At 74.6% G+C, this 2,489-nt stretch carries 1 protein-coding gene; it reads right to left on the bottom strand.

Annotated features, from left to right (window positions below; all coding sequences use genetic code 11):
* Nucleotides 1-2,489: type I polyketide synthase (locus tag ABZ340_RS36500; RefSeq protein WP_358786199.1), on the bottom strand; the 2,489-nt coding region annotated here is incomplete at both ends.

Below are 2,489 nucleotides of genomic sequence, written 5' to 3' on the forward strand. Positions count from 1 at the left end.
CCGCAGGGCCTGCACCATCTTGATCACACCGGCCACGCCCGCGGCGGCCTGCGTGTGCCCGATGTTCGACTTCAGCGACCCCAGCCACAGCGGCTGTCCCGGGTCACGGTCCCGGCCGTACGTCGCGAGCAGCGCCTGCGCCTCGATCGGATCGCCCAGCGCCGTACCCGTCCCGTGGCCCTCCACGGCGTCCACGTCCGCCGGGCCGAGCCCGGCGCCGGCGAGGGCCTTGCGGATCACGCGCTGCTGCGAGGGACCGTTGGGCGCGGTCAGGCCGTTGGACGCGCCGTCCTGGTTGACCGCGCTGCCGCGGATGACCGCGAGGACCTTGTGGCCGCGTTCCCGGGCCACCGACAGGCGCTCCAGGACGACCAGGGCCACGCCCTCCGACAGCACGGTGCCGTCGGCGTCGTCCGCGTACGCCTTGCAGCGGCCGTCGGCGGACAGCCCCCGCTGGCGCGACATGCCGAGGACACCGATCGGCGACCCCATCACGGCGACGCCGCCGGCGAGGGCCATCGAGCACTCGCCCTGGCGCAGCGCCTGCGCCGCCAGGTGCATCGCCACCAGCGACGACGAGCAGGCCGTGTCCACGGTGACGGCCGGTCCCTCGAAGCCGAAGACGTACGACACCCGGCCCGACGCCACGCTTCCGGCGGTGGCGGTCGTGGCGAAGCCCTCGAGTTCCGCGGGCAGGTGCGTCAGGGACTCGACGTAGTCGTGGATGGAGACGCCCGAGAAGACGCCGATGCTGTCGCCCCGGGCCGCGGTCGGATCGACGCCGGCGCTCTCCAGGGCCTCCCAGGTGGCTTCGAGGAGCAGCCGCTGCTGCGGGTCCATGGCGAGGGCCTCGCGCGGCGAGATCCCGAAGAAACCCGCGTCGAAGAGGCCGGCGCCCTCGAGGAAGCCGCCCTTGGTGGAGTACGACGTGCCCGCCTTGTCGGGGTCGGCGTCGAAGAGGGTGTCCAGGTCCCAGCCGCGGTCGTCCGGGAAGGCGGACATGCCCTCGCGGCCCTCCCGCACCAGGCGCCAGAGGTCCTCGGGGCCGGTCACCCCGCCGGGCAGGCGGCACGACATGCCCACGATCGCGATGGGTTCGTCGGGGTCCGCGACGGCGGCCTCGGTCGCGGCGGGCGTGCCGGCCGCCGCGGTGTCGCCGAGTTCCTCGCGCAGGTAGCGGGCCAGGGCCTGCGGGGTCGGGTAGTCGAAGATCAGTGTGGCGGGGAGCTTGACGCCGGTCGCCGCGCTGAGCCGGTTGCGCAGTTCGACGGCGGTCAGGGAGTCGAAGCCGATGTCTCCGAACCCTGCGGTGCCCTGGGCCAGTTCGGGTCCGGTGAAGCCGAGCACGGCACCCGCCTCGGCCTGGACGACGGACAGCAGGACGCTCTCCTGCTCGTCCTGGGACAGCCCGGCGAGGCGGCGGACCAAGGCGCTGCTGTCCCCGGCGGCGGCCCGTGCCGTGCGGCGGCCGGGGCGGACCAGACCGCGCAGCAGGTGCTGGACTTCCCCGCCGGACGCGACCTGGCCGCGCAGCGTCTTGAGGTCCAGCTTGATCGGCACGAGGAGTGCCTGGCCCATGTGCAGGCCCGTGTCGAAGATGCGCAGGCCCTCGGCCGGGGTCAGCGCGAGGACGCCGCCGCGGCTCATGCGGGCCTGGTCGACGGCGCTGAGGTGCGCGGTCAGACCGTCGCTCTGCTCCCACAGGCCCCAGGCCAGGGACAGGCCGGGCAGACCGGCCGCGCGGCGCTCGGCCATCAGGCCGTCGAGGAAGGCGTTGGCGGCCGCGTAGTTGCCTTGGCCGGCCGAGCCCATGAGGGCGGCGGCGGACGAGAACACGACGAACGCGTCCAGGTCCCGGTCCCGGGTCAGTTCGTCCAGGTGACGCACCGCGTCCACCTTGGGTGCGAAGACCCCGGCGAGGCGCTCCGGAGTGAGTGTGGCGATCACTCCGTCGTCCAGGACGCCGGCGAGGTGCACCACGCCGGTCAGGGGGTGCTCGTCCGGTACGGACGCCAGCAGGGCCTCGACGTCGCGGCGGTCGGAGACGTCGCAGGCGACGACGGAGACCGTGGCGCCCTGCCCGGTGAGCTCGGCGGCCAGCTCCCGCGCGCCCTCGGCGTCGGGGCCGCGACGGCTCGCCAGGACCAGGTTCCGTACGCCGTGCCGGGTGACCAGGTGCCGGGCCACGAGGGCGCCGAGCGAACCGGTGCCGCCCGTGAGCAGGACCGTACCGTCCGGTCCGAACACCTCGAGCTCGTCCGGAACCTGTCCGGTGACGCGGGTGAGTCGGGGCGCGAAGAGCGTCGTGCCGCGCGCCGCGATCTGCGGTTCGCCGGTGGCGAGGGCCGCCCCCAGGACGGCCCCCGGTCCGCCGGCGCCGGTGCTGGTGCCGCCGTCGATGTCGGTGTCGGTGTCGGTGTCCAGCAGGACGATCCGGTCCGGGTTCTCGGCCTGCGCGGCGCGCACCAGGCCCCACACCGCCGCACCCG

The sequence above is a fragment of the Streptomyces sp. NPDC006134 genome, assembly GCF_040628835.1.
Classification (GTDB): Bacteria; Actinomycetota; Actinomycetes; order Streptomycetales; family Streptomycetaceae; genus Streptomyces.